Below are 19,227 nucleotides of genomic sequence, written 5' to 3'. Positions count from 1 at the left end.
GATTTCAACTTGTTTAAAATAGTTTTGAACAAAGTATGTAGAAATTTAAATCAAGTATCATGAAAAATGCAGTTATTTGTTTGATGGTAATTTGTTGTTCCTTTAGCGTATCAGCACAAAAAACAAAAGGTAAATCAAGGGAATACAAAGTTTGGGTAGAATTGAAAAATAAAGACAATATAAAAGGATATCTTATTCAGCTTAAAGACTCTGCTATCGTAATCGTTGAAAACACAAGGACCGAACCGCTATCTGTATCAATTGCAAATATTGAGGAATTAAAATTCCGCAGAAAAGGCAAAATAGGATTGGGTATGGGCATAGGAGCAGGTGCCGGGCTTGCAGCAGGTGCAATAGTGGGATTTTCTTCTGGAGATGATGAACCTGGTTTCTTTTCGATGACTGCTGAGGACAAGGCAGTAATAAGTGGAATTTTATTGTTGCCTGTTGGTGCTGGAATTGGTGCACTTGTTGGAACAGGGCGGTCCAAATACCCTATCCGTGGTGAACTGAATAATTATATGAAGTATCGCAGCGAATTGGATAAATATATTTTAGTAAAAGGCACTACTCATCAATAAAAATAATTCAAATGAAATATTTCTTTTTTGGTATCGCAATTTGTTTGACTTCATTTTCACTGAGAAGCCAGGAAAGAATTGATATTTTAACCTTATCGGGAAGATATGGCTTCCCTCAGGCCTATGATTCGGTCTATAAAAGCAAGGCCAGAGAATATGGAGCCATGGCAGCCTTGGTGGCCCCTGTCAGGATCAATGAAAAATCGATCTGGTACAACAGCCTGAATTATTTTTACTTCCATGTTGGAAATAACGAGGATGTTGCGTCGGAACTGGCAAACCCCTTAGATTTACACGGTATTATTCTCAGAACAGGTTGGTATAAAAAATTCTCTAAAGACCGGGCTTTTCAGCTTTTTCTTGCTCCTCGGTTTATGTCGGACTTTAAGAATATTGATTCGGATCATTTTCAAATGGGGGCCTTGTTTATCTATGAAAAGAAATTTAGACAAGGCTTAAAAATGGGTTTCGGCCTTATGTATAATCAGGAATTTTTTGGCCCTAATCTTGTTCCTCTGGTCAATTTGGATTGGCAAATATCCGAAAGATGGTCAGTTGTTGGATTATTTCCTATTTATGGAAAACTAAAGTACAAAGTAAATGAGAGATTTACAACAGGGTTAAGCCATTTTGGACTTGTAACCACCTATAGATTGGGAGACCCTGATTATCAGGGTGATTATATGGAGCGGAAAAGTATAGATGAAACTTTATTCGCCCGGTATCAATTAAAAGGAAATCTTTATCTTGAAGGCAGATTTGGATATGCCCTTGGACGAAGCTATGCACAATATGAAAGCGATCAAAAGGTGGATTTCACCCTGCCCCTGATTGGCTTTGGTGATAACAGGATTCAAAAGAATGTCTCCTTTCACGATGGAATGATTGCCAGTATTAGGTTCGTTTACAGTGTTCCGATTGAAAAGAAATAAAAAGTAATTTGCGAGTCGAGAAAGGGAAGGGGTCAACTTTTTTGGCCCGATAATTGTCACTAACTCATAAAACCAATAATTATGAAAAAAATATACGCTTTATTTATCTTAGTTGCAATCTTTTTGGTGTCTTGCGAAGGTTCAGTAGGCCCTCCGGGTCCTCCGGGTCCTCAAGGATTCCCCGGGGAAGACGGTTTCGACGGTCTTATTGGGCAAGTGATAGAAGTTGAGGCAGATTTGAATATAAATAATGATTTTGAATACTATGTGGAGATCCCCAACGAAATTGAGGTCTTTGAAAGCGATATTATTGCAGTGTACAGGCTTATGGGAGTTTTTGAGGGTACAGATATTTGGGAGCCTCTTCCCCAGACGATTTTCAGAAATAGCGGGATCCTTCTCTACGGGTTTGATTATACGATTTTTGATGTTAGGTTATTTTTGGATGGCACGGTTGATTTCGGAAAACTTGACCCTGACGACACCGACAACCTTATATTCAGAATCGCGGTTATTCCGGCAGATTTCGCCAAGACTGTAGACCTTAAAAAAATGGACAAGGTTATTGATGCATTGGATATAAAAGAAATTAAACGCATCAACTAAAGTCCTGGGCTGAAACTTTTCTGCGTAAAGTATTGATCAAGAGGTTGGAAAAATCATAAAGACCCGTTCTATAGATAGGATGGGTCTTTTTTTATATTTCTTAAAAAAGCTACAATGTTTTATATGGGAGAATTGAATAATATGGTTATTTTTATTGGCCTAATGACGCAGCATACGTCTTTAGATCAATAAAAAAAAATTTCAGATCATTAATGAATCATCTTATGAAAAACATTACGAAGCTTATCCTTATTTTACAAGTCATTCTTCTAATATCCTGCGGACAAAAAAAGGAAAACGCAGCCACGACAAAAGGAGAAGATGAAAAACTTCCGCGGGTAGCCATTGCCGGTATTGCAATAGAATCAAGTACTTTTTCACCTGCCCTTACCCATGAGGAAGCATTTCATGCTAAAACAGGGGAAGCTATATTAGATTATTATCCCTTTATGGCGATCGACTCTGCCGATCGAAACAGGGCTATCTGGTTTCCTACAATTACAGGGCATGCCTTACCTGGCGGAACCGTTACCAGGGAGGCCTATGAATCCCTGGTAGGTCAAACCCTTGATATGTTAGCGCAAAATCTTCCTTATGACGGCTTGTTTTTTGATATCCATGGCGCAATGAGTGTGGTGGGACTGGATGATGCTGAAGGTGACTTTATATCCCGTATCAGGGAGGTTATCGGATATGAGGCTTTGATTTCGACTTCCATGGATCTTCATGGAAATGTTTCCAGAAGACTTGCAGAAAAAAGTGATCTTATAACGTGTTACAGAATGGCGCCTCATGAGGATGCGATGGAATCAAAAAAACGGGCCTTGGAAAACCTCCTGGATCGACTTGAAAGCGGAAAAGGAAAACCTGAGTTTAAGGCTTGGATTCCCGTTCCGATATTATTGCCGGGTGAAAAGACCAGTACCAGAATAGAGCCCGGGAAAAGCTTGTATGCAAAAGTAGATCCTATCACAAAAAGGAATGGAATAGTTGATGCTGCCATCTGGATTGGTTATGCCTGGGCAGATGAACCCAGAAACCATGCAGTGGTTATGGTAACAGGCGACATCAAAGAAGAAGTTGTTCAAGGGGCTGAGGAGCTCGCTAATAGTTTTTGGGAGGTGAGAAATGATTTTGTATTTGTGGCGCCAACAGCTACTCTGGAGGAGAGTTTAGACCTGGCACTTGCAAGTGAAAAACATCCCTTTATCATTAGTGACATGGGTGATAATCCCACGGCGGGCGGAGCCGGTGACGTGACCTGGACACTTCAGGAAATCCTTAAAAAACCTGAGTTTTCCAAGGACAATGGTAAAACACTTATATACGCTTCAATTCCGGGTCCTGATTTTGTTAAAAAAGCACTTGATGCCGGAGTGGGGGCGGAGATTGACGGTTTTGCAGGGGCAGCCGTTGATAACAGGTATGCTCCTCCCGTCAGGTTAAAAGGGATCATAACAGCCATTGAAAAAGGAGATAAAAATGCAGAGGTTGAAGTCGTGGTCAGGGTTGGCAATGTCTCTGTGATTGTAACAAAAAAACGAAAACCCTATCACAGGGAGGCTGATTTTACAAGGTTAGGGCTCAAGCCACGTGAAGCAGATATTCTGGTGGTCAAAATTGGTTACCTGGTGCCTGAACTTTATGATATGAGGGCCGATTGGATCATGGCTTTAACCCCTGGGGGTGTTGATCAGGATTTAGAAAGATTGAATTACAAACGTATTTCCAGGCCGATGTTCCCCTTGGATAAACATATGGAATTACCCGATCTTAAAGCAAGGATGATACCTTTGTCGGGTCAGGTCACAGGGAGTTAGGGAAATTTTTAAACCGGCCAGCTGCAGGCTGGCCGGTATTCGGGGATTATCTAGCTACTTGTTTTCTAACCTAGCTATTTGTTTTACATATAGGCAATTCATATTCCTGGATCTCTTATGGATACCTGGATAATGGTCTGTCAACTAATTTTTTAATGAAAGACTACAACCTTGATTCAAAGTTTTGAGTTTTTCTTGGTTTTAACTCGTTTCTTCGAATTCTGAGTTCAATCTTTTTTAAGAAATTCCGGATCTCTTCTCTGTTTGGGGAATGTATTTGTATCATAGCAATTGTATTTATGCCTTAATGTATTTATAAACTCAAAGTAAACATGATTTACTTAATAAATTCATTTTTCGGGAAAAAGGCAATTTAACAAACAGTTAATCAACACCTTAAAAATACACCATTCTTTATTTATAATTCACCGGATTCATTTTTGCTTTCAATTTCTAATTTTGAAAGATTCGTTTCGAGTTCAAGAAGGAATATTTTTAGCTCAAGGGAATGTATGAGCAAGTCCTTATAATTTACCTTTTTCATATATAGCAAAATTCTTTTTCTGTTCTATTATCGCAAGGATAAATATGTATAGCAATTTGATTTATTATAACGTTCGATTTAGCTTATTAGTATCAAAAAACACAACATTAATATCTGTTTTGTTGGTGTTGGATCGTTTATTTCGAGCAATAAACTGAATGATGACTCGATTTACAGCAATTAGACGCAGTAGGTATTTTAAAACTAAAATACAAGATATCAATGCGTTTCACCTTTCATTTGCTTTTCAGGGAACGATTTAAATTGATATTTTAAAACCGAAAAAATGATTAACTTTCATTTTTTGAAAAAACATGTATAATTGAATAAGACGACATGAAATATTTTGTATCTATATTGTTATTTCTCTTGATCCCTTTTACAGGGATCTCACAGGATATATCAAAGCTCTCAAACTTGAATGACGTCGTTTCAGAAACTTCGGGGCTGATCTTTTTTGATAACAGATTAATTACGCATAACGATTCAGGAGGCATGAATGCTTTATATGAGCTCAATGTATCCAATGGAAATGTATCCCGTACGGTGACCATACAAAATGCTTCTAATGTTGACTGGGAAGATATTTGTACCGATGATAACTATATCTACATTGGTGATTTTGGCAATAATAGCGGTAACAGGACCAATCTTAGGATATATAAGGTGTTGAAAAGCGATTATCTTAGCTCGGATACAGTAAATGCTGAAATTATTGCTTTTTCCTATGCGGACCAGAACGATTTTTCTTCGGCGCCCAACAATACAAATTTTGATGCTGAAGCCTTGATTTCATTTGGCAATGATCTTTATATTTTTTCAAAGAACTGGGTAGATCAAAGAACGAATATTTACAAGGTCCCGAAAACGGCAGGCACTTATTCGGTGCAGAAAACAGATGATTTTGATGCCGAAGGTTTGATCACGGGAGGTACTTTTAACCCCGGTGCCAATAAGGTAATCCTGACCGGTTATTCTGGAATCAGGGCATTTGCCATAGAGTTGACTGGTTTTTCGGGGGGGGAATTTTCTAACGGGCTCATTGATAAGTACAGTTTGGGTATTCCCCTTACAGAATCTTTTCAAACAGAAGCAGTGACATATAAGGATGCCTCAAATTATTATATAAGTGCCGAAAAGAATGCTTTAGGAAATGCAGCTTTGTATTCACTGGTCTCCAGCACGCTTAGCATTGACGATTTTGACCTGGTAAAAAACCAGGTTTATCCCAACCCGGCAGGTGAAACCCTTACTATAAAAGGTAATATGGCTCTTGAAAAAATAGAAATCTACGATTATTTGGGTAAAAAAATAGTTGAAGATACTTCAGGAAATAAGAATATTGACCTTACTGATTTTCCTTCAGGAGTGTACATATTAAAGCTGTATTCCCTAAACAGATCGAGCAGCCTGAAGTTTCTGAAGGAATAGTCAATTCAGGGATTAGGTCCGTTTGATGAAGAAAAGGTCGTAGAAATTGGTTTCGATGCGGAGCTGGAAGGCCTTGAAATGACTTTGGAAATCAATCGTAAGGAGGGTTTGTTAAAAGACCGGGAAATTTTACTTTTTGATAAGGAAAATGGGAATCTGCACGATTTGAATACTTCCTCCTATACCTTCATTTACAATGGAAAAGGCGTCTTTAAAGACAGGTTTAGCCTGCTTTTCAATAGTGCAGTACTAGGTTTGGATGAAGATATGATAGCTGAAGATATAAAGATCTATTTAAAGGATCAATACCTTATTATAGAGGCTCAGAATTTAATTAAGCACATTAAGGTATTTGATGCCTTAGGTAGATTAATACGTAAAGAACACCCGCAATCAGCCTATAACGAACTAAATCTTGATAGGATAAAGACCGGGGGTTTCTTTATTGTCGAGCTGGTTGATGACAAAGGAAAAACCTTTACCAGAAAAATGATCAAATACTAATGCCTGCCGGGTAGATGTTTTCTTTATCAGAAGGATATCAATTCCTGAGTTTCCTTTCACACGATAAATTTATTTTTCAAGTGGTACCAGCAAGAGTGGAATATTTACTTTTTTGATTAAACCCGATGCAACACTGCCAAAAAAAGCTTTGTACAGTATACCGTGATCATGATGGCCTGCGATAATAAGGTCTATTTTTCTTTTTTGGGCCTCTTTCATAATCATTTCTATGGTGGCTCCATTGATCATAAGGCCTTCACATTCCTGGTTTTCTACTTTGATCATGTTTGTATAATCTTCTATTAAACGATGCTCTTGCCTGAGTTCGGCTGCACGGCTGTCTCTTAAGTATTGGGGGCCAACCCCAAACCCGACAAATTCAGGTTCCGGAGAGACAACATGAAGCAGCCAAATCTTTGCATTAAAGGCTTTCGCCATTTCTAGTGCTTTGTCGATTAATAATTTTTCGTTCTCGCTAAAGTCTATGGTAACTAGGATATTTTTCATGATGTTTGCATTAAAATGATACATTAATTGAATACAAACAGTGATTCAATCTGTTTTTCAAGGTATTGAAATACAGTGAGACATGAAATGACTGGCATCAGTCATTTGACTGATCCAGGTCATAAAATAGATCGATTCCCGGGTTATGTATAAAATATTTAAAAGAAGGATTTATTCACGATGAATAGTAGTTGCATCACTCTGGGCCGAGGGAAAGATTGTCATATCTGCGATTTGAACATGTGAGGGAACATTTACGCAGTAAAAAATACTGTCTGCAATGTCTTCTGCAATCAAAGGTTTAAAATTTTTGTACACACTTTTGGCCTTGTTCTTATCTCCCTTGAACCTAACAACCGAAAACTCGGTTTCTACGGCGCCAGGGGCAATGTTGCACACCCGAATACCATATGGCACCAATTCGAGCCGCATACCTTTGCTAATGGCTTCAACTCCTGATTTACTGGCGCAATACACCATTCCCTTGGCATAGGTTTGTTTTCCTGCGATAGAACTAATATTGATAATCTGCCCCTTTTTACGTTCAATCATCCACGGAACAATAGTTTTGGAAACATATAACAGGCCTTTGACGTTATAATCTATCATTCTTTCCCAATCATTGACATCCCCATCAACAAAGAGTTCCAATCCATGGGCACCTCCCGCATTATTGACCAGGATATCAATATCCCGCCAAATACCATTTAAACTTTGTAAACTTTTAGTCACTGCATCCTTGTCACCTACATCGAATACTAAAGTCCTGACAGAAACAAGGGAACTTAATTCATTTTCGAGTGTGGCCAGTTTCTCTTTTCTCCTTCCGCAAATAATAAGGTCAATATCATTTTTGGCAAACAACTTTGCAGTGGCCTCTCCGATTCCCGAAGTGGCACCTGTGATTAGCGCGATTCTTTTCATATTTGAATTAAGATTTGATTAGCTCAAATGTAGCCCAAAAATCATTGAATAAAAAAAGCCGGTTTTTTTTATGGCCGAACCCTGATGCAGGGCGAAAGTCATGTTTCAACATTTAAGGGATAATTGTTTACTTTTCTTGTTTTGGTACACAGGATGAATTTGAGCCTCTTTAATTTTATGTAAGGACTTTTTCCATTGCTCCTTTTTCAAGGCTTTCTTCACATACAGGTTCCTGTCCGGTTCGGATATACCCGACTTTAGTATGCTCATTATAATAATAAAAAACTGGTTTTTCGTTGCGCAACAGGTCAAGAAAATGCGAATATTCCGAAATGGAGTAACGAAGGTTTACCTTGTCAATATGTTTTGAATTCGGAGGGATAAAATAACCCTTATGATAAAAATACGCGGTCATCACCGGCGTAATTTGACTGTCGTTAAAACAATTGACAATGGCATTACATTGTAAATTACTTTCTGATCCTCCTGCGTACAGGGTTGCTGAATATTTTGTAATGAGGCCCATAAGATTAGAATAAGTGATTGTTTTTCAATGTAGGTATTGTACAGAAAAATTTCATTGACCTCAGTCAATCATATTGTTGACTTTGATCAAAAATGAAGGCCGTTTCATAAATGAAACGGCCCCTTTGCATAAATTCTTAGTATTAAATACCAGGAAATTATTATTGTTGACCATTAATCCGGATTTGAATAAAAAGTTAACATTAAATTGAAATATTCTTAACCAAAAGACAATTTGATCCTAAAATAATGTGGTACAAATAAACTATATTTGCCATAGAAACCATGTACTCATGATGATTATACATAGGTTTATGATTTGCCAGCTTTTTTTGAATGCTGGTTTTTTTGTTTCCGCTACTATCTTGCCTTTGCGTTGATCTTTAAGTCCAAAAGGCATATATCATTGCCTATTATTTTATAAAAAAAACCGACATGAAAGTCATGCCGGTTCTCAACCTAATCTAAAACCTAATCTCAATTATAAATTTTTCTTTTTTTAGTAGGGGTTAATTTTTTTAATTTATGCCCATTCGACCAGTACATCGTCTAATTTTTGTTGATTCCTAAAAATGATTTTTTGGAATTCCAACTGGTTTATGATGCCGCTTTTAAGATTTGTAATGGCATTTTCAACCTCGGTTTTGATTTTTCCGGCTTCTATTTTGCATAAAAATGCTTCGTTAATATCTGTAAATTTTAATATTCCTATAGCAAGTACTGCCTGTAAATCTGAATTTTTCATGTTGTCTTGATTTTAATTACATGTCGAATGTACATCTGATTTATCTGTTGATTTACGACATTGGATGTCTCAAAACAAAGAATACAGTTAAATAATTGTTAAGGAAATTGTTTTAAAAAGCAAGGCATAGACATTATTGCAATATTTTAATCCATATATTAGGAGTGGTTAAAATTAGGAGGGAAAAAATGAAATACCCGGGAGTATTGTTTGGCACAGTCTTTGGCTCGTTAGATAATAAATTAAATGTCTTATGGTAAAAATAATTTATTTCGTACTCCTTATTATGTTAGGAACTTCTGCGGTAGCTCAGATTGATCAAAGTACCTTAACAGTTGTTGGGAAAGCTACAATAAAAGCGATACCCGAAGAAATTGAATTCAGGGTTCCGCTGCAGATCATTGATTCAACTTATCTGGGATGCAGTAATAGGATGACCCGCTCCTTAGATAAATTACAAAAAGATCTGGATAAGAAAGGCGTCGCTGAAGAATCTATTCGTACTTCCAGTTACAGTATTACTGAAAATATGGTCTACGAAGAAGGTAAAAGGATACAAAGAGGTTATAAAGGGAGTGTCAACGTCATGGTATCTGATCATTACAATCATGAATTTATTCAAAATGTTCTGGAGTCATTGGGTAATTTGAAATTGTTGTATTCAATTAGCTTTTCTATGTCCGAAGAACAGAAGGAGGTATTGACCAAGACTGTAATAGTCGATGCGGTAGAAGATGCAAAACAGAAGGCTTTGATAATATCAAAGGCTTCTGAGGTTCAATTGGGAACTATTGTAAAGATAACATATGGTATGGATTCTTTCAGGTCCGGGCCTTTTATCTCAGAACGGGCTTTAAGTAGCCAAGTATCGGAAGCAGGTTCAAATGAACTGAATTTGAGCCCTCCTCTCACTTCCTTGTCTAAATCGGTGGTAATTGAATGGAAGATTAATTGATTTTCTGTCCTTATTGCGAAATCCAAGCTTTGAAATTTCACAATTTGAGAGTACTCAAGACGTAAAAGAGAAGGGCATCGCCATATTGTCTAGCTTTTATTTAATAAATACGAGTATTTATTAAACACTTTAGTTTTGTTTAATAAAATTAACAAAACATTAAACAAAAATATTCGAAATACTCCTTAAGTGGCTGTATATTTGTTGAAACTTAAAATATATAAACCATGAAAACTAATAAATACAGCTTAAAAATTACTTTGGGAATATTATTATTATCAACTGCAATGGCATTTGCAAATAACAATGATCCCATTAACAAAGAAAACGAAAAAGACAAAACAGAGATGTCATCGTCTGAAAGCCCTATGGAGTTAAATGAAGAATATTTGACCGTAGTACATGAAAACGCCTCTCAGGAAGAAGTAAAATTCTTGTCAGGTATTATAGCTAAATGGGATGTTAGAAACTCTTCAAAATTTCAGGCAAAAAGAGAACCTTTTAAAACAGTTTTTAAATCTAACAAGGGATTTGCTGAAGTTACATATGACAGTCAAGGTCGTGTTAATAAGGTAGAAAAGAGGCTAACTAATGTGGTTCTTCCATCTCAGATCACAAAAGTGATATATAAAAGATACCAAGACTGGACGATCGTGGAAAACAAACTTAGTTTGTCTTACAAGGAAGGTTCTGTTGAGAAAAAAACTTATGAAGTGACAATTATGAATGGAAACAAAAAGAAAAGAATCAGAGTAAATGCATAATGATATAATTCCCTTTTTGTTCAAATTTAATTAACAATAAAAGCCTCCTGATTTCGATCAGGAGTTTTTTTTTAGTACTGATTCCTGTGAAAATATGCGCCTTATATGAAGCTCATATTATTGTTTAAGAAAATTAACAAAACTTTAAACAAAAAAACCGTATTTTACTGTTATTCGTATGTATCTTTGACTAAACTAAAAAACATTATCCCATGAAAACAACTAAAAAATTAATGACGTTAACGCTTGGAGTATTATTAATGACCTCTGCAATTGCATTTGCCAATAATAATGATCCTATTAAAAAGAACCAAAACGAAACAAACACCGAATTGAAAAGCGAGGAAAAAGCCACCATTGTTGGTGTTGCTGCTGCAAATGAAAATTTCAGCACCTTGGTTGCTGCTGTAAAGGCAGCTGATTTAGTGGGTACTTTGAATTCTGAAGGGCCTTTTACAGTTTTTGCACCTACCAATGAAGCTTTTGCAAAATTACCCGAGGGAACAGTTGAAAGTCTGTTAAAAGCTGAAAACAAAGCTACTTTATCGTCAATTTTGACCTATCATGTCGTTGCCGGGAAGTTTATGGCAGCAGATGTGGTAAAAGCAATTAAAGATAACGATGGTAAATTTGAGATTACCACTGTCAATGGCGAGAAATTAACTGCCCATATTATGGATGGTAAGGTCATGCTCAAGGATGCAAAGGGAAATAATTCAACGATTATTTTAACAGATGTTGCTGCAAGCAATGGTGTAATTCATGCACTTGATACAGTAGTGATGCCCTAATATAAAATTAGAAAGAAAATAATGAAAAAGATTAATTGAAAAAGAATTAGTCTAATAGAAAAAGTTCCGGTTAATCGGGGCTTTTTTTATGCCTATAATTCAGGCATATTTTGGGAGCTGATTTATCAAGTATAGAAAATCGATTTCTATCTATAGGGTGGTCTCTACATTTCTGCTCCTGAGAAGTTTTTTATCTTTACTTTTCTCAACTCTGACTTCTATAACGTTAAGAAGTTTTTTAACCATCTCGGCTGTTGTGACGTGTTTGCGTATCATTTTGTTTTCAGTTTAGGGGGTATTATGAAATTTTATGATGTAAATATACGGCCAGATTCTGAGGAAATATTAAAGATAGGATGGCTTGTAAATTATTAACAATTTCTTAATATAATATTCTATCGAGTCTCGGAATTTTATAACGTTTACGTGAAAATTGGGTTGTGAGTGGTTATTGTAAAACAGGCTCATATGACATTCAAACTGGTGTTTTGCTTCATGTCATACAGAAGTCTTATTCACATCCGGCCGCTGCAAATTCCTGAAAAATAACCACCTCCAAAAGCGAAGCCTGGATAACATGATTTCATGATCGTAAAGCTGATACCCTTATTGGAATTATATCCTGCTTTGATAGGTGTAAAGATCAAAATAGCGGCCTTTCTGGTCAAGTAATTCCTGATGTTTTCCTCTTTCTACAATATGTCCTTCTTCAATTACCAGAATCTGATCCGCTTGTTGAATAGTACTTAATCTGTGAGCAATAACAAAGGTAGTTCTTTCATTCATCAGCGACTGTAAACTCTTTTGAATAAAAGTTTCACTTTCAGTATCCAGGTTTGAAGTGGCTTCATCCAGAATAATTACTTTGGGGTTTGCCAAAAGCGCCCTTGCAATCGAGATTCTTTGCCGTTGACCACCTGAAAGCTTAACTCCTCGCTCACCTATTACGGTTTCGAGCCCATCCTCAAAACGATCGGTGAATTCATGGACATATGCACCCTTAACCGCTTCAATCAACTCTTCTTCGCTGGCATCGGGTCTTGGGAATAGTATATTTTCTCTGATGGTTCCCTCATAGAGAAAATCATCCTGAAGTACCACGCCAAGATGTGACCTGTAGCTACTCAGGTTTACCTGAGAAAGGTCGATTCCATCCAAAGACACGACACCTTTATTCGGGTTTAAAAAAGTAGCGGCAAGACCTGCAATAGTTGACTTTCCTGATCCTGAAGAACCAACAAGCGCCGTAACACTTCCGGCAGGAGCCGAAAAGGAAATGTCGTGCAGTACTTCTTTCCCTTTTTCGTAGCTAAAGAAAACTTTATCGAAAATAATATCTCCTTTAACTTTTTCAACCATAAGTGTCCTTTTTTCAGGGTCATTTTCCTCCGGCATGTTCATCAGTTCCTGGGTTCTGTCTAACCCTGCCATGGCTTCGGTGAGCTGACTGCCTATATTGCTCATCTGAACAATTGGTGCAATCATAAACCCCAGGAACAAGGTAAAAGAAACGAATTCTCCATAAGTCATATCTCCTTTCATTATAAAATAACCGCCTATCCCCATAATTCCGGCAGAGGCAAGCCCTAATAACAAAGCAGATGAACTGGTCATCAGGGCAGTGGCGGTAAGACTCTTTTTTACATTGAGAAACAAGCGTTCCACGCCTTCTTCAAATGTCTTTTGTTCCTGAGCTTCAGCATTAAAACCTTTGATCACCCTGATCCCGTTGAGTGTTTCTGTTAATCTCCCGGTTACTTCAGCATTGATTTTTCCTCTGGCCCTAAAAATGGGGCGAATATAGCCGAAAGCCTTTAAGGCAATAATTGCAAAAATGGCTACCGGAAGCAAAACAAACAAAGTCATGGTGGCGTTGATTTTTATCAAAATAACCAAAGAAATTATTGCCGTGAGGGAGCCTCCAATCAACTGGACCAAACCAGTACCTACCAGGTTCCGCACTCCCTCCACATCGGTCATCACTCTTGAAACCAGGGCACCGGATTTGTTATTGTCAAAAAAACTGATAGGGAGCGTTAACAATTTTTGTTGCACTTTAGCCCTTAGTAATGAAATCAGGTGTTGTGCTTCTACACTCAGCAATCTTGTCAATGAAAAAGAGCTCACAGCCTGAATAATAATTGAAACAACAACTACAACGAGTAAAATCGTGAGTGACTTGATATCCTGTGAAGGGATAATGTCATCGATGAGGTTCTTTGTTGCATAGGGTAAGACCAGTCCGGCCAAACTTCTAAGGATGATCAGTACAAGTCCGATCAAAACAATTTTTTTACGTGGCCAGATAAACTCCTTAAAGGCCCAGGCGAAGGAAACGTTACTTTTGCTCATGTGGTGGAGGTTTCTAATATCAAGCCAAATACAGAATAGGTGACAAGAAGTCAGTTAAATTTATTTTTATTTTTTTAGACGCAACCAATTTAATTGATTTTTTGACGTTATATAAGTTTATTAATTTTAATCAAGTTATAGATCATGAAAACAAAAATGTTAAGTTTAAGGGTATTTGGATTGTTGGCCATGTTGACTCTCTTTCTTGTCTCGTGTAGTGATGACGGTGATGACGGAACATCTTTTTTGGAAAAACATGGAGGTACGACATGGAAGTTTTCTGTGGACGGGGGAACCATTTATGCCCAGATAAACAGCAGTGAATCAAATCCTTTTGAAATATGGGTTTCCCTGTTCGATGCATGTTATATTTATGATAGTATCTCCGATACGGGAAATATTGAAGTATTAGAAAACAAGGAAAACAAGGTAGTGATAAGAATAGATGAAGAGCCCTCAGAATATAGCCTGTTAACTTTATCTGTGACTGGAGATGCACTTACCATTCAGAGTGAGTATTATGAAGACGGCGTTCTTGAAGAAGACGATTTCTTTATTTTACAAAAAACATCTGATAATGTTGATGACTTGGAATTATGTGAGATAAACTAGTTGCCTTTATCAGGCTAATAAATACATTAAAAAAACAGGGCTTTTGAGCCCCGTTTTTTTATGCATAGATGAGCACTTCAAAATCTTGCAAAAAAGAGTTTTAAAACAATTTAATTGTCTTTTATGCGTTTTATAGACAGCCTAATTGAATCAAATTAAAAATTATGAAAACACCAATTTTAAGAATAAAAGCATTTGCTTTACTCGTAATCATTGCAATTTTCTTCAGTGCGTTTAACCTGAAGGAAAAAAGAGATAAATCGTTTCTTGAAACGTATAAAGGTACCTTATGGAAATATGGAGAGCCTAAAGATGGACTTACCATATACGCACAAATCAACTTGTCAGAGTCTGATCCTTTTGAGATCTGGTTGTACGATGTGATTGATGATTGTTATTTGTACGAAAGATTCTCCAAATCAGGATCAACAAAGGTTCTTGAGAATAGAAAAAACAGGGTTAAGATCAAAATAGTGGAAAGTTCAGCAGAATATGGAATTTTTACATTGACTATTGAAGGAAATGAATTGAAAGTTGAACTGGACTCTTTTATAAACGGAAAACTTTTTAAAGAGGAACAATTTACACTTAACAGAAGTAACGATAAAATTGAGCAACTTTCGGTTTGTGAAAAATAAAATAATCACATTTTAAAGTTAAGAAGCCCCAAGGGGCTTTTTTTTGGTCAGTGTCAACTGCTGATTTTACTATACAGAATGAATCAGAAAGTATTGCTGGATCATAAAAAAAATGGTTCCTTTTGTAAATATTGTTAGTTTGTCATGAATATCTACATTTAAAAAACAATTTAAATTCATATATTTCGTTAGGTAAACTCCTGAATAAATCAAAATTCATCTTATGAAATCACACATCTTAAAATTAAAAGCCTTTGCTTTAGTGGCATTAATAACCTTCTCTTTTATTGCTTGCAGTGAAGATGATGAGGGTGAAGACAAGTCATTTTTAGAAACTCATGGTGGATCGGTATGGAAACTTGGTGAACCTGAAGATGGTTTTAGTGTTTATGCCCAGATCAACAGCACTGTATCCAATCCATTTGAAATTTGGATCTATAATGAATCAGGTGATTGCTATATCTATGAGAGCATCACAGATGAAGGCGCTCCTGAAGTCCTTGAGAACAGAGAGAATAAGGTAGAGATTAGAATCGGGGATAAAACAGGCGATTACGGTATTCTGACAATGACAATTTCTGGGGATGTCCTGAGAGTCGAGCTGGATAGCTATGAAGACGGAGTATTGGTTGATGACGAAAAATTCATCCTTCAAAGAACAAGTGACAATGTTGACAGTTTGGAACTATGTGCATCCTAAGCTTTTAACAAATTTCATCATATACAAAAAAGAGTCTTCGGGCTCTTTTTTTTGTCAGGTATAAACCTTAACCAAAAGCAAAGAGATTTTGAAAGAATAATTTATACATTCATACTGTCCTGAGGGAATTGGAATCTTATGAACAATCCTGGCGGGTGCCGGTATTTGACCGGTTGATAAAATTACCTCAGAATTTTGATTAGAATACACAATAATTAGTAATTTTGTTATCTATTACAGAAATGATTGATGTATGATGAAAAAATACACGCTGCTTTTTTTCTTTATTTTTTTAGCTGGTCTTGCCACGGTTTCGGCTCAGTCTGATCCTTCCATTCGTGTTGAAGATTCATCTGTATCGATCGATAATTTCATTTTAAATGAAGCTGTAAGCATGTACCCGAATCCGGTCGAGCGTTATCTGACCATTCGATCTAATTTTCCAATTACAAGGGTTATGGTTTACAGTTTGCTGGGAGATCAGGTCAAGGATGTTCGAAACAATTTTTCAAGAATTGACTTAAGGGACCTTAATTCAGGTATTTATATGATCAAGGTGTATTCTAATCAGTTCTTTGTGACCAAGAAATTGATCAAAAAATAGCATACTTCTTATTGACATCAGCCGGTCAGTTCCAAGTCCTATTCCTTCTTAAATTTATGGTTCTTTTGGCCAATTATACGTAATTTTATAATTATTAATTTAAATGAATGCATATGCCTTCCAGTACCTCAATGTTTAAAGGAATCTCTAAATAATAACTATGACCAAAAGTCAGAAAAAAGGGTTTCTTTTACCTCCTGCTGTAGGATATTCATTGAATGTATTGCTCTACCTCTTCGGTCATTACAAAATATCCTTAAAGTTTTTAATTCGGGCAATTTTGACGGTGTTGATCAATATCATCAACTGGCCATTCAGATCTTATGAAAAGATATTCATCAATAAGAAATACAGTCGGGCAGCAATTAAAAATGCCCCAGTTTTTATTATTGGACATTGGCGAAGCGGAACCACACATTTGCATAATATACTGAGTCAGGACCCTCAAATGTCTTATACGACAACATACCAAAGTGTTTTTCCTGACACGCTTTTCAATAAGGCAGGAAGGTTTATATTTGAGGGGTTCGCAAGAATTCTGATACCCGGAACAAGAATGGGAGATAATGTGATACTAGGTACAAGTTTGCCACAGGAGGAGGAATTTGCATTAGGCGATAAAACCCCATTGAGTTTTTATTATTTCTGGATGTTTCCAAGATCCCTGAAATTCTTTTATGAACAATTTATCAGATTTAAGGGTATTGATCAATCAAGGGTGGAATCCTGGGAAAGGGATTATAAACTATTAATATCAAAAGCCCTTAAAAATACAGGGGGAACGCGATTTCTTTCGAAGAACCCGCCAAACACGGCAAGAATAGAAAAGTTACTCGAAATGTTCCCAGAGGCAAGGTTTATACATATTCACAGAAATCCCGTTGAAGTCTATTTATCCACTCGTAATTTCTTTTTTAAGATGTTGCCCCACCTGCAATTACAAACTATTGGCCAAGAGGAATTAGATGACTTTATTTTTGAACTTTATAAGGATCTTATGAACGATTATCTTAAACAAAGAGAACTTATTCCTGAAAAGCAATTGGTTGAAATAGCTTTTGAGACCTTGGAAACTGATCCAAAGGCCTGCATCAGGGATTTGTATCAAAGTCTTGATCTCCCTGGTTATAAAGAAAGTGAACCTCATTTTGACGTTTATTTAGACCGTATAAAGAGTTATAAAAAAAACAAGCACCAAATAACTGCAAAACTTATCAAAAAGATTCAAGCAGAATGGGGCTTTGCCATGATGGAGTGGGGCTATGGCATTCCCAAACATATAGAAGTTAAAGAAGATGATCAAAAATAAAAATATTTTCAGTTTTTTCATTTTGTTGTTTTTCATGTTTCAAATACATGGACAGGAGCAATGGAAACTGGTCAAAGATAAAAACGGTATCAAGGTTTTTACCCGAACCAATACAATTATGTCATTTAAGGAGTTTAAAGCTGTTATGGAAATCAGGGCAAGCGTTGATGAATTTTTATCTGTATTGTATGATGTGGGAAGCCTTACCAAATGGGGTTACAACCTTACCGAGGCAAAACTGATCAGTCGCCCCGATGAATTGAGTCAAACCTATTATGCAGTTGCGAAGGCTCCCTGGCCCTATAAAAACAGGGATGGAATTTACAGTAATGTTTTTGACTGGGATAAAAAGGGCAAAACACTAACGGTAGAGATAGAACTTATAGAAGGAAAGGAAGGGTCTGATAGAGATTTGGTGAGGTTGGATGGTTTTGGTTATTGGCAGGTTAATGTTGTTTCAGAAGACAAGTTAGAAGTGATTTTTCAAATGCAGGTTGATCCAGGAGGCTCCATAAAGGCCTGGTTAGCAAATATGTTTGTCACAGATTCACCTTTTTATACCATGGAGGGCCTGAGAGAGATGATTAAGGAAGAAAAATATAAAGGGAACACATACAATTTTTTAAAAAATTAGGGCTTAACTTTTTGGTTTTAAATTCTCAACAGTAAATTCGGAATCATCCAACCCCTGGTCAAATTTGATTTTGTTGATAAGAATTTCGGTAGAATGGTCCTTCTTGATATTTTTCATGATCACCCTTTCAGCATACCAATAGTTACCTTGTTTTTTATATTCGTAAGTGGCAGATTTAAAATATACTTTATTGTCGTCAAAATATTCCATTTTAATTGGATAAAGATGGGTCTTGTCGAGAAAAACGATAATCTTCGAATATCTCGATCTCATCGATTTAGGCATAAGCTCCAGCTGGTAGATATCATCATCGGTCGAAGGCAATATTTTTGGTGTGAATCGCTCGCTGAAAGAACTTCCACTCATGTCTTCATAAGAAAAATCTGTACCGGTAAAAGCTTGACTTTTACTGAGAAGGGTAACTTTAACGGCTTTGTTAAAAGCAGGCATATACAACCAAATGATGTCATCAGGAAGTGACAATGTGGCTGTGCCAACTTGTTTTTCAGGATAGGTATAGCGATATATTTTATGGTATTGGCCCTTTTGTTTCATAATGGCCTCTCTCACTTTTTCTTTACCCGATCCGTCTTTTAAAACCATTTTGACAATTGCTTCTTTGTCTTTTGGAGCCGACATCAGGTCGTCCATACCTCTGAGTAAAGACGCTGCACTTTGACTGTATAAAGGCATAGCAATAATAAGGAAAAGTAAATTCGCAAGGGTGATCTTTAATGTCTTCATAGGTA

General features: G+C 36.6%; 21 protein-coding genes. 15 read left to right on the top strand and 6 right to left on the bottom strand.

The features are described from left to right. The first annotated feature begins 59 nt into the window (after positions 1-59). From AABB81_RS10565 to AABB81_RS10540, 6 genes are all read left to right on the top strand, one after another. Entirely contained in the window at positions 60-581 is a 522-nt protein-coding gene (locus tag AABB81_RS10565; protein WP_342160455.1) for a hypothetical protein, read from the top strand. Between the two features lie 11 nt (positions 582-592). After that, on the top strand, positions 593-1,513 hold the full coding sequence (locus tag AABB81_RS10560; protein ID WP_342160453.1) for a DUF6268 family outer membrane beta-barrel protein: 921 nt from the start codon (positions 593-595) through the stop codon (positions 1,511-1,513). A gap of 81 nt (positions 1,514-1,594) precedes the next feature. Next, entirely contained in the window at positions 1,595-2,119 is a 525-nt protein-coding gene (locus AABB81_RS10555; protein WP_342160452.1) for a collagen-like protein, read from the top strand. A gap of 224 nt (positions 2,120-2,343) precedes the next feature. Next, positions 2,344-3,939, top strand: coding sequence for a M81 family metallopeptidase (locus AABB81_RS10550; protein WP_342160450.1), 1,596 nt, complete (start codon positions 2,344-2,346; stop codon positions 3,937-3,939). An 880-nt stretch (positions 3,940-4,819) separates the two neighbouring features. Further along, positions 4,820-5,914, top strand: coding sequence for a T9SS type A sorting domain-containing protein (locus AABB81_RS10545; RefSeq protein ID WP_342160448.1), 1,095 nt, complete (start codon positions 4,820-4,822; stop codon positions 5,912-5,914). Between the two features lie 78 nt (positions 5,915-5,992). Continuing rightward, entirely contained in the window at positions 5,993-6,418 is a 426-nt protein-coding gene (locus tag AABB81_RS10540; protein ID WP_342160447.1) for a T9SS type A sorting domain-containing protein, read from the top strand. Between the two features lie 69 nt (positions 6,419-6,487). On the opposite strand, the gene AABB81_RS10535 is transcribed toward AABB81_RS10540, so the two are convergent. The 4 genes from AABB81_RS10535 to AABB81_RS10520 all read right to left on the bottom strand — a co-directional run bounded on the left by AABB81_RS10535 (position 6,488) and on the right by AABB81_RS10520 (position 9,119). Beyond that, complete coding sequence (locus AABB81_RS10535; RefSeq protein ID WP_342160446.1) at positions 6,488-6,925, bottom strand: universal stress protein; 438 nt, start codon at positions 6,923-6,925, stop codon at positions 6,488-6,490. A gap of 171 nt (positions 6,926-7,096) precedes the next feature. Continuing rightward, positions 7,097-7,849: an SDR family NAD(P)-dependent oxidoreductase gene (locus AABB81_RS10530; RefSeq protein ID WP_342160445.1), complete on the bottom strand. Its 753-nt coding sequence runs from the start codon at positions 7,847-7,849 to the stop codon at positions 7,097-7,099. Positions 7,850-8,024: 175 nt separating this feature from the next. Further along, positions 8,025-8,375: a hypothetical protein gene (locus tag AABB81_RS10525; protein ID WP_342160444.1), complete on the bottom strand. Its 351-nt coding sequence runs from the start codon at positions 8,373-8,375 to the stop codon at positions 8,025-8,027. A gap of 522 nt (positions 8,376-8,897) precedes the next feature. Next, complete coding sequence (locus tag AABB81_RS10520) at positions 8,898-9,119, bottom strand: hypothetical protein (RefSeq protein ID WP_342160443.1); 222 nt, start codon at positions 9,117-9,119, stop codon at positions 8,898-8,900. 253 nt (positions 9,120-9,372) lie between these two features. Here AABB81_RS10520 and AABB81_RS10515 point away from each other — a divergent pair, with 253 nt between their 5' ends. The 3 genes from AABB81_RS10515 (at position 9,373) to AABB81_RS10505 (ending at position 11,629) form a co-directional block, all read left to right on the top strand. After that, entirely contained in the window at positions 9,373-10,074 is a 702-nt protein-coding gene (locus AABB81_RS10515) for an SIMPL domain-containing protein (RefSeq protein WP_342160442.1), read from the top strand. 227 nt (positions 10,075-10,301) lie between these two features. After that, positions 10,302-10,838 carry a hypothetical protein gene (locus AABB81_RS10510; RefSeq protein WP_342160440.1) on the top strand — a complete coding sequence of 179 codons (537 nt, stop codon included), beginning with the start codon at positions 10,302-10,304 and terminating at the stop codon, positions 10,836-10,838. Positions 10,839-11,050: 212 nt separating this feature from the next. Then, positions 11,051-11,629, top strand: coding sequence for a fasciclin domain-containing protein (locus AABB81_RS10505; protein ID WP_342160438.1), 579 nt, complete (start codon positions 11,051-11,053; stop codon positions 11,627-11,629). A gap of 615 nt (positions 11,630-12,244) precedes the next feature. On the opposite strand, the gene AABB81_RS10500 is transcribed toward AABB81_RS10505, so the two are convergent. Beyond that, positions 12,245-13,981 carry an ABC transporter ATP-binding protein gene (locus tag AABB81_RS10500; protein ID WP_342160437.1) on the bottom strand — a complete coding sequence of 579 codons (1,737 nt, stop codon included), beginning with the start codon at positions 13,979-13,981 and terminating at the stop codon, positions 12,245-12,247. Positions 13,982-14,125: 144 nt separating this feature from the next. Here AABB81_RS10500 and AABB81_RS10495 point away from each other — a divergent pair, with 144 nt between their 5' ends. The 6 genes from AABB81_RS10495 (at position 14,126) to AABB81_RS10470 (ending at position 18,478) form a co-directional block, all read left to right on the top strand. Further along, complete coding sequence (locus tag AABB81_RS10495) at positions 14,126-14,593, top strand: hypothetical protein (RefSeq protein WP_342160436.1); 468 nt, start codon at positions 14,126-14,128, stop codon at positions 14,591-14,593. A gap of 164 nt (positions 14,594-14,757) precedes the next feature. Next, positions 14,758-15,231 (top strand): hypothetical protein, encoded by a 474-nt coding sequence (locus AABB81_RS10490; RefSeq protein WP_342160435.1) that lies wholly within the window; start codon positions 14,758-14,760, stop codon positions 15,229-15,231. Positions 15,232-15,454: 223 nt separating this feature from the next. Then, a complete protein-coding gene (locus AABB81_RS10485) occupies positions 15,455-15,931 on the top strand; it encodes a hypothetical protein (RefSeq protein ID WP_342160434.1) in 477 nt (158 codons plus the stop codon). Positions 15,932-16,184: 253 nt separating this feature from the next. Then, positions 16,185-16,535 (top strand): T9SS type A sorting domain-containing protein, encoded by a 351-nt coding sequence (locus tag AABB81_RS10480; RefSeq protein ID WP_342160433.1) that lies wholly within the window; start codon positions 16,185-16,187, stop codon positions 16,533-16,535. Between the two features lie 160 nt (positions 16,536-16,695). Continuing rightward, positions 16,696-17,844 (top strand): sulfotransferase family protein, encoded by a 1,149-nt coding sequence (locus tag AABB81_RS10475; protein ID WP_342160432.1) that lies wholly within the window; start codon positions 16,696-16,698, stop codon positions 17,842-17,844. A 34-nt stretch (positions 17,845-17,878) separates the two neighbouring features. Further along, positions 17,879-18,478: an SRPBCC family protein gene (locus AABB81_RS10470; protein ID WP_342160430.1), complete on the top strand. Its 600-nt coding sequence runs from the start codon at positions 17,879-17,881 to the stop codon at positions 18,476-18,478. 3 nt (positions 18,479-18,481) lie between these two features. On the opposite strand, the gene AABB81_RS10465 is transcribed toward AABB81_RS10470, so the two are convergent. Further along, positions 18,482-19,222, bottom strand: coding sequence for an outer membrane lipoprotein-sorting protein (locus tag AABB81_RS10465; protein ID WP_342160428.1), 741 nt, complete (start codon positions 19,220-19,222; stop codon positions 18,482-18,484). Positions 19,223-19,227 lie beyond the last annotated feature (5 nt).

The sequence above is a fragment of the Lutimonas vermicola genome, from assembly GCF_038433205.1.
GTDB classification, from domain to species: domain Bacteria; phylum Bacteroidota; class Bacteroidia; order Flavobacteriales; family Flavobacteriaceae; genus Lutimonas; species Lutimonas vermicola.
The sequence above is the reverse complement of the archived record's forward strand: the minus strand, read 5'-3'. Positions and strand labels throughout refer to the sequence as shown.

Excerpts from the sequence above, each read along its gene's own strand:
- AABB81_RS10490 (WP_342160435.1), top strand. The coding sequence starts at position 14,758 with ATGAAAACACCAATTTTAAGAATAAAAGCATTTGCTTTACTCGTAATC.
- AABB81_RS10525 (WP_342160444.1), bottom strand. The coding sequence starts at position 8,375 with ATGGGCCTCATTACAAAATATTCAGCAACCCTGTACGCAGGAGGATCA.
- AABB81_RS10520 (WP_342160443.1), bottom strand. The coding sequence starts at position 9,119 with ATGAAAAATTCAGATTTACAGGCAGTACTTGCTATAGGAATATTAAAA.
- AABB81_RS10545 (WP_342160448.1), top strand. The coding sequence starts at position 4,820 with ATGAAATATTTTGTATCTATATTGTTATTTCTCTTGATCCCTTTTACA.
- AABB81_RS10510 (WP_342160440.1), top strand. The coding sequence starts at position 10,302 with ATGAAAACTAATAAATACAGCTTAAAAATTACTTTGGGAATATTATTA.
- AABB81_RS10535 (WP_342160446.1), bottom strand. The coding sequence starts at position 6,925 with ATGAAAAATATCCTAGTTACCATAGACTTTAGCGAGAACGAAAAATTA.
- AABB81_RS10475 (WP_342160432.1), top strand. The coding sequence starts at position 16,696 with ATGACCAAAAGTCAGAAAAAAGGGTTTCTTTTACCTCCTGCTGTAGGA.
- AABB81_RS10560 (WP_342160453.1), top strand. The coding sequence starts at position 593 with ATGAAATATTTCTTTTTTGGTATCGCAATTTGTTTGACTTCATTTTCA.
- AABB81_RS10540 (WP_342160447.1), top strand. The coding sequence starts at position 5,993 with ATGACTTTGGAAATCAATCGTAAGGAGGGTTTGTTAAAAGACCGGGAA.
- AABB81_RS10470 (WP_342160430.1), top strand. The coding sequence starts at position 17,879 with ATGTTTCAAATACATGGACAGGAGCAATGGAAACTGGTCAAAGATAAA.
- AABB81_RS10485 (WP_342160434.1), top strand. The coding sequence starts at position 15,455 with ATGAAATCACACATCTTAAAATTAAAAGCCTTTGCTTTAGTGGCATTA.
- AABB81_RS10465 (WP_342160428.1), bottom strand. The coding sequence starts at position 19,222 with ATGAAGACATTAAAGATCACCCTTGCGAATTTACTTTTCCTTATTATT.
- AABB81_RS10505 (WP_342160438.1), top strand. The coding sequence starts at position 11,051 with ATGAAAACAACTAAAAAATTAATGACGTTAACGCTTGGAGTATTATTA.
- AABB81_RS10530 (WP_342160445.1), bottom strand. The coding sequence starts at position 7,849 with ATGAAAAGAATCGCGCTAATCACAGGTGCCACTTCGGGAATCGGAGAG.
- AABB81_RS10495 (WP_342160436.1), top strand. The coding sequence starts at position 14,126 with ATGAAAACAAAAATGTTAAGTTTAAGGGTATTTGGATTGTTGGCCATG.
- AABB81_RS10515 (WP_342160442.1), top strand. The coding sequence starts at position 9,373 with ATGGTAAAAATAATTTATTTCGTACTCCTTATTATGTTAGGAACTTCT.
- AABB81_RS10550 (WP_342160450.1), top strand. The coding sequence starts at position 2,344 with ATGAAAAACATTACGAAGCTTATCCTTATTTTACAAGTCATTCTTCTA.
- AABB81_RS10555 (WP_342160452.1), top strand. The coding sequence starts at position 1,595 with ATGAAAAAAATATACGCTTTATTTATCTTAGTTGCAATCTTTTTGGTG.
- AABB81_RS10565 (WP_342160455.1), top strand. The coding sequence starts at position 60 with ATGAAAAATGCAGTTATTTGTTTGATGGTAATTTGTTGTTCCTTTAGC.
- AABB81_RS10500 (WP_342160437.1), bottom strand. The coding sequence starts at position 13,981 with ATGAGCAAAAGTAACGTTTCCTTCGCCTGGGCCTTTAAGGAGTTTATC.
- AABB81_RS10480 (WP_342160433.1), top strand. The coding sequence starts at position 16,185 with ATGATGAAAAAATACACGCTGCTTTTTTTCTTTATTTTTTTAGCTGGT.